Annotated in this window: 4 protein-coding genes; 3 read left to right on the forward strand and 1 reads right to left on the reverse strand. The window is 64.3% G+C overall.

Annotation, left to right across the window (positions count from 1 at the left end):
- Window positions 1-146: 146 nt before the first annotated feature.
- From ASF61_RS16810 to ASF61_RS16820, 3 genes are all read left to right on the forward strand, one after another.
- Window positions 147-1,880 carry a M1 family metallopeptidase gene (locus tag ASF61_RS16810; protein WP_056158091.1) on the forward strand — a complete coding sequence of 578 codons (1,734 nt, stop codon included), beginning with the start codon at window positions 147-149 and terminating at the stop codon, window positions 1,878-1,880.
- Window positions 1,877-2,395 (forward strand): hypothetical protein, encoded by a 519-nt coding sequence (locus ASF61_RS16815; protein ID WP_056158093.1) that lies wholly within the window; start codon window positions 1,877-1,879, stop codon window positions 2,393-2,395. The genes ASF61_RS16810 and ASF61_RS16815 overlap by 4 nt, the downstream gene beginning before the upstream one ends.
- A gap of 146 nt (window positions 2,396-2,541) precedes the next feature.
- Entirely contained in the window at window positions 2,542-2,883 is a 342-nt protein-coding gene (locus ASF61_RS16820; RefSeq protein ID WP_056158095.1) for a DUF1840 domain-containing protein, read from the forward strand.
- Here ASF61_RS16820 and ASF61_RS16825 read toward each other — a convergent pair.
- A complete protein-coding gene (locus ASF61_RS16825; protein WP_229205888.1) occupies window positions 2,880-6,731 on the reverse strand; it encodes a two-component regulator propeller domain-containing protein in 3,852 nt (1,283 codons plus the stop codon). The genes ASF61_RS16820 and ASF61_RS16825 overlap by 4 nt on opposite strands.
- Window positions 6,732-6,988 lie beyond the last annotated feature (257 nt).

Raw genomic sequence — 6,988 nt, forward strand, 5'->3', positions numbered from 1 at the left:
CAGTGTACCGCAGCATGATGCCTTTTTGAGAACTATTTTTAAAAACAGACATCACGCCAGATTTGGGGACAGCGCGCACACAAGCCCACTGGTCCGCCCTCGCAGCTGCTATATTCGGCTTTGCCTTTCAACTTGCCGGGAACCGCATGCCACGTCTGCCCCTACTGCTTGCCGCCAGCGCCGTGCTGGCCGGCTGCGCCACTGCGCCGCCCTTGATGACCGACTTCACCGCCAACTCCGGCAGCCCGCGCGCACCCGAGCAACTGGCCGTCACGTTCGACCACGCCGACGTCGCGCTGCGCGTCGATCCGGCCACGCAGAGCATCGCCGGCGACACTGCCCTCACCTTTACCGCCATCGCGCCGCTCGCGCGCATCGCCGTGGAGCTCGACCGCAACCTGCCGATCGACAGCGCCAGTGTCGATGGCGTGACGCTGCCCGCAGCGGCCATCAGCAATCCTGACGGACGTCTGTACCTGACCCTGCCCCAGCCTTTGCAGGCCGGCCAGCGCACCACGGTGCGCATCCGCTACCACGGCGTGCCGCACGTGGCCAGGCACGCACCGTGGGACGGCGCGTTCGTCTGGGCCAGGACTGCCGACGGTCAGCCCTGGATCGCCACCACCGTGGAGGGCGAAGGCTGCGACCTGTTCTGGCCCTGCATCGACCACCCGATGGGCAAGCCGAAGCTGATCGACCTGCACATCACGGTGCCGGCACCGCTGGTGGTCGCCGGCAATGGCGTGGCCACCGGCATGACCGAAAAGGATGGCTGGCGGACCTACGGCTGGCGCGCGAACAACCCCAGCACCTATGGCGTGTCGCTCAACATCGGACCGTACGATGTGCTGGCCGGCGACTACGTGAGCCGCTACGGCAATACCATCGCGCTGCGCTACTGGTATCTGAAAGGCGACGCGGAAAACCGTCGCAAGGCGCAGGCGCTGTTCGATGAATTCACGCCCATGCTCGACTTTTTCGAGCGCCGCATCGGCCCCTACCCGTTCGGCGACGAAAAAATGGGCGTGGTGGAGACACCGCACCTGGGCATGGAACACCAGACCATCAACGCCTATGGCAACAAGTACCGGAAGTCGCCATATGGCTACGACTGGCTGCTGCACCACGAGCTGTCGCACGAATGGTTCGGCAACCAGATGACCAACGCCGACTGGGACGATATGTGGCTGCACGAAGGCTTCGGCAGTTATATGCAGCCGCTGTACCTGCAGTCGCTGCGCGGCGAGATGGCATTCCAGGCCGAGTTGTTCAAGCAGCGCCAGGGCATCGTCAACAAGGCGCCGGTCGTCAGCGGCAAAACCCAGCGCGTCCAGGATGTGTACGAGTCCGACCGCGGCGGTCCCGGCAACGACATCTACGTCAAGGGCTCGCTGATCCTGCACACGCTGCGCAACCTGATCGGCGACGACGCCTTCTTCCGCGCCACGCGGCGCATGGTATATGGCACCGAGACGCCGCTGCCGGGGCAGTTCCAGCCGCGCTGGAGCAGCACCCGGGAGTTCATCGGCTTCGTCAACCAGGCGGCCGGCCGCGATCTGGGGTGGTTCTTCGACGCCTACCTGTACCATGCCGCGCTGCCCGAGCTGGTGGCAACGCGCAGCGGCGAGCGCCTCACCCTGCGCTGGCAGCTCAAGGACGGCGGCCCGTTCCCGATGCCGCTCGAAGTGCGTATCGACGACCGCATCGAAACGCTGGCGATGACCGACGGGCGCGGCGAACTGACGCTGCCACCGCGCGCACTGGTCACCATCGACCCGTACGCGCGCGTGCTGCGCCATGAACCGCAGATCGAAGCCTGGCAGCGCGACGAGGCAGAGCGCAAGAAAAAAACGGCTGGTGCAGCCAGGGCAGGCACATGACAACGCCCCTGCGCCTGCTGGCCGTGCCGCTGCTGACGCTGTTGCTGTGCGCCTGCGACCCGCACTACAACTGGCGCGAATACCGCAGCCAGGAAGCGCAGTACACGGTGCTGCTGCCCGCCAAACCGGCCACCCACACGCGTGCGGTGCGCCTGGGCGAACTGGCGGTCAACATGACGATGACGGCGGCCGAAGTGGACGGCGTGGTGTTCGCGGTGGGAAGCGCCGAGCTGGCCGAAGCGGCGCAGGCGCCGGCGGCCTTGCTGGCCATGCGGACCGCGCTGGCGCGCAATATCGGGGCACCGCTCACCGGTCAAGCAACCGGCCAACAGGACAGCCCACCGATGACGGTCAGCGTCGAAGCGACAGGGGTGCACAACGGTGCGCCCACGCTGCTGATCGGCCGGTTTGTCGCGCGCGAGCGGCGCGTGTATCAGGTGATCGTGATGGGCGTCGAGCGCGACCTGGTGCGCCAGGAAGCGGACACCTTCCTGTCATCGTTCCGGCTGCAATAATTTGAAACAATTTGCTCGCTTAGGCTTTGCTTAACTGTCCAGTTTGCCTATTGCAAACATTCAGAGATGAATTAAAGTAGGTCTCACGGCGTGCCAGCCACGCGAGCCGGCGCACCGCACCAACCAACAAGATCAAGAGGCGCATCATGTTAATCACATTCAAAACCCGTTACAGCCCCGAAGTGTTGATGTACCAAGAGCATGCCCAGCGCATCCTCGACCTGCTGCACAAGAATCCGACCCGTGGCGTGATCACGGCCACCGAAGCGGCGCAGGCATTGACGGTGCTGGAAGAGGAAGTCGCCGAGAGCAAGCTGCATCCGGAGACCGATATCGAATACGATGTGCACGCCCACGAGCGCGAAGAGGGCGAGACGGTCGAACACGCGCTGGCCCAGCGCGTCGGCTTCGCCGCGCGCGCCTATCCGCTGGTCGAGATGCTGCGCCTGGCCAAGCAGGAAAACCAGCCCATCGTCTGGGGCGTCTAGTCGCCGTTCAGCGCGGCCTGCAGCGGCAGCTCCATGGTAAAGCGCGTCCCCACGCCGACCGTGCTGTCGACGCGGATCGCGCCGCCCAGCAGCGAGCTGACGATGTTGTAGGTGATGCTCAGCCCCAGGCCATTGCCGCCCTGCCCCAGCTTGGTGGTGAAAAACGGATCGAAGATCCGCGCCTGGTGCTCGGGCGTAATGCCGCAACCGTCGTCCTCGAACACCACGCGCACGCTGTCCGTCCCGGCCCGTACTGCCGATAAACGCATCATGCCGCCCTCGCGGCCATCGAAGGCGTGCAGCAGGGCGTTGTTGATCAGATTGATGATCACCTGGCCGTAAGGACCGGGGAAGCTGTCCATCGTGATATCGTCGGGCATCTCCAGCGTCATGCGGTGACCGGCCTTGCGGATCTGGTTCTTCATGGTGGTGACGATTTCGGCGCTGGCCTGGTGCAGGTTGAACTGCCGGCGCTTGGCGCTGGCCTGGTCCACCGCCACCTGTTTAAAACTGTTCACCAGTTCGGCCGCGTTGTGCAGGCTGCGCATCAGCAGCATGGACGCCTCGCGCGCCGCTTCGATAAAGTGGCTCAGGTCGGACCGGCGCAAGCCATTGCCCGCGTGGCGTACTTCGATATCGCCGGTCTTCGCTTCGAGCGTGCTGGCGATGACCAGGCTGTTCCCGATCGGTGTATTGAGTTCATGGGCGACACCGGCCACCAGCGATCCGAGTGCGGCCAGCTTTTCACGCTCGACCAGTTGCTGCTGCGCGTCCTGCAGCTGGCGATACGAATCGGCGTTGGCAAACGCCACCCCCACATATGAAGCGAGCGTGGTCAGCATGTCGAGATCGATGCGGCGGTAGGCATTGGTGCGGTAGCTGTGGACCGTGATCACGCCGCGGACCTGCCCCGACACGGTAATCGGCACATAGATCAGCGAGCGCGGTTCGCTCGGCAGCGAGCCGTCTTCCATGGTGCCCATGTGCTCCGCATCGGTCACCAGCGCCAGGTCGGCGATGTAGCGCGGATAGTCGTGTTCGAGGTCGTTGATGAACACTTCTTGGGCGTGGCTGATGCACCATACCGCCAGCTGGTTGGGCGCGAGCATGCTGCGCGTGTACGGCGTGTAGCGCTTGCCCTTCTCCATGGCGAACGGGTATTCGATCAGCGATAGCTCGGGACGATAAATACCGATGCCGAACACGCTGGCGTCCATCAACGCATGTACCTGCTGGTACAGCATCGCCATGATCGCTTCGCTATCGAGGTTGGCGGTCAGGCGCCGGCCAATATCGGACAGCTGCGAGATATTGCGGTGCGCCAGTTCCACGCTGTCTTTTTGCCGCTCCACTTCACGCTTCTCGCGCTCGACCGATTCCTTTTGCTGTACCAGCTCGCGGGTGCGGCTGACCACCTCATTTTCCAGCACCTGCTTTTGCCGCATCAGGCGCCGGATGCGCAGCCGGAACAGCAGGTAAGCGAAGCCCAGCACCAGCGCCAGCACCAGCAGCCGGAACCACCACTGCTTCCAGAACGGCGGTGTGATGATCACTTCCAGCGCCACCGGGTCGCCGCTCCAGACGCCGTCCATATTGGCGGCGCGCACCCGGAACACGTAGCGGCCGGGATCGAGGTTGGTGTACGTGGCCAGGCGCCGGCTGCTGTCGGTAAGCACCCACTGCGGGTCGAAGCCCTCGAGCTGGTAGGCGTAGCGGTTGCGCTGCGGGTCGGCGAAGTGCAGTCCCGCGAACTCGATCGAAAACATGGCGTCGTGCGGGCCGAGGGTGACCTTGCTGGCCTGGTCCAGCGGTCCTTTGGGCAGCACATCTTCGCGCCGCACGGCGGTCAGGATCGACTGGTTGAAAATCGAGAAGTCGGTGATCGCCACCTGCGGCGCGATCGGATTGTCATGGATGCGCGACGGGTAAAAAGCGGTAAGGCCGGATACACCGCCGAAGTACATCGCGCCATCGCGCGCGCGGTAGCCGGAGCCGAGGAAGTACGACCCGTCGAGCAGGCCATCCTTGGCCGTGTACTGCTTGAACGCGCCGGTGGCCGGATCGAACATGTCGATGCCGCCGGTGCTGCTGATCCACAGCCGGCCCTTGGCGTCTTCCAGGATGGCGCCGACCGGATCGGACGCCTGGCCTTCGCGCGCGGCGTAGTAACGGAACTTCAGCCGGCCATCGGCGCCGGTGACGGCCTTGCACAATCCGGCGCCGGTGCCCACCCACAGTCCACCGCTGGCGTCTTCGTGCAGGTACTGCACGCGCCGGTGGCACAAGCTGTCGGGCTGCCCCGGCTGGTGGCGGTAATGACTGAATTTTCCACTCTGGCGGTCGAAGCGTTCGAGCCCGTTTTCGGTCCCGATCCAGAGCACACCGGCGCGGTCTTCCAGCATCGCCTTGATGCGCCCGTCGATGGCGTCCGGCTGGTCTGCAGCGTAGCGGTAGGTGGTAACGGCCAGCGTTGCGGGATCGATGCGGTGCAGGCCGGCGCGGCTGCCGACCCAGATCACGCCGCCGCGATCGACCAGTATCCGCTGCACCGACTTCGAGGCCGGGTCGGCATCGAGCTTGAACCGCGTGTAACGTCCGCTGACCGGATCACGCCATGCCACGCCGTCCGCGCTGCCCACCCACAGGCGGTCCTGCCGGTCGGTGGCCAGGGTCAGCAGCTGGTTGCTCGGTACACTTGCGGTGTCATGGACGTCGGTGCGCCATATCTCGCTGGTGCCGCGCTTCGGATCGAGCCGGGTCAGACCGTCGGCGGTGGCGAGCCACAGCTTGTCGCCGCCGGCGCCGGCGATCGCGCGCACCTGGTTGTTGCTGATCTTGCTGAGTACGCCGTTGTTCTGGGTGTAGCGCTCGAAACCTCCGTTCAGCAGGTCGACCCGGTTCAGGCCGCTATACCAGTGACCGATCCATAACGTGCCGGTACGGTCCTGGTACAGCGCGTTGACGCGGTTGTCGGCAATGCTGTTCTTGTCGAGAATGTTGGCGCTGTACAGATGATAGCGACCGTCGTCCCCCTGCTCGGGATCGCGGCGCAGCAGACCGCCGTCCCACAAGGCCAGCCACTGGCTGCCCTGGCTGTCGTGCAGCATGGCGACTACCCTGCGCGTCGCCAGCGCCTCGCGGTCGCCGAGCGGCAGCCGCTCCGGGTGTTCACCGTTCATGCGCCAGGTTTGCAGGCCCAGCGCGCCGGCGGCCCAGATCCTGCCATCCGGCCCCAGGTCCAGCACGCCGATATTGTCCGCCGGCGCAGCTGCTGCTTGCGGGGTCAGGCGGCGAAACCTCGTGCTGCCGGCTGGCAGCACAGCGAGGCCGCCGGCAGTGCCCACCCATAAGTTGCCACGCGGGTCGCGCAGCACGGTGTTGACGCGGTCATCGGGCAGCGTCTCGGCATCGCCAGCCACGTGGCGCAGCGTACGCATGGCGCCGGTAGCGATATCGAGGTGCTGCAAACCGGTGCTGGTCGTCAGCCACAGGCCATTGCTGCCATCGCCTGTGATGTCGGTAATCGACAGGTTGGGCGACATCGATGGTTGATGAATGAAATGCCCGCTGGCGCGCTCGTAGCGATCGAGGCCGCCCTTGGTGCCGATCCACAACTGGCCGTGCGCGTCCTCGTACAGGGCCTGCACATAGTTATCGACCAGACTTGCAGGGTTGGACGGATTGTTCTTGAAGGAAGTGATGCGGTAACCGTCGTAACGGTTCAAGCCGGCCTGGGTGGCGATCCACAGGTAACCGTAGCGGTCTTGCAGCACCCGGGTCACCGATTCTTGCGACAGACCGTCAGCCACGCCCAGATGGTCGAAACGCAGGCTGAGCGGCGCAGCCATTGCACTTGCCGCCAGCATCAGCCAGGCAAGCAGGATCGTGATAAGGCGCGCGCAATTTAACATCTTTTCGTCCCAATATTAAATTTATTGTAATACAGAAATATCGGGAGAAATAGAAAAAGCCCCACCGGCGTTGTTTGCTGGTGGGGCTACTCTAGAATAACTAGCCTGACGATAACCTACTTTCACACTGGTTGCAGCACTATCATCGGCGCAAAGTCGTTTCACGGTCCTGTTCGGGATGGGAAGGGGTGGGA

It is taken from the genome of Duganella sp. Leaf126 (assembly GCF_001423125.1).
Lineage (GTDB): Bacteria > Pseudomonadota > Gammaproteobacteria > Burkholderiales > Burkholderiaceae_D > Rugamonas.

Bases quoted from the DNA above. Each gene is read 5' to 3' on its own strand.
- ASF61_RS16825 (WP_229205888.1), bottom strand. From the start codon at position 6,731: ATGGCTGCGCCGCTCAGCCTGCGTTTCGACCATCTGGGCGTGGCTGAC.
- ASF61_RS16810 (WP_056158091.1), top strand. From the start codon at position 147: ATGCCACGTCTGCCCCTACTGCTTGCCGCCAGCGCCGTGCTGGCCGGC.
- ASF61_RS16815 (WP_056158093.1), top strand. From the start codon at position 1,877: ATGACAACGCCCCTGCGCCTGCTGGCCGTGCCGCTGCTGACGCTGTTG.
- ASF61_RS16820 (WP_056158095.1), top strand. From the start codon at position 2,542: ATGTTAATCACATTCAAAACCCGTTACAGCCCCGAAGTGTTGATGTAC.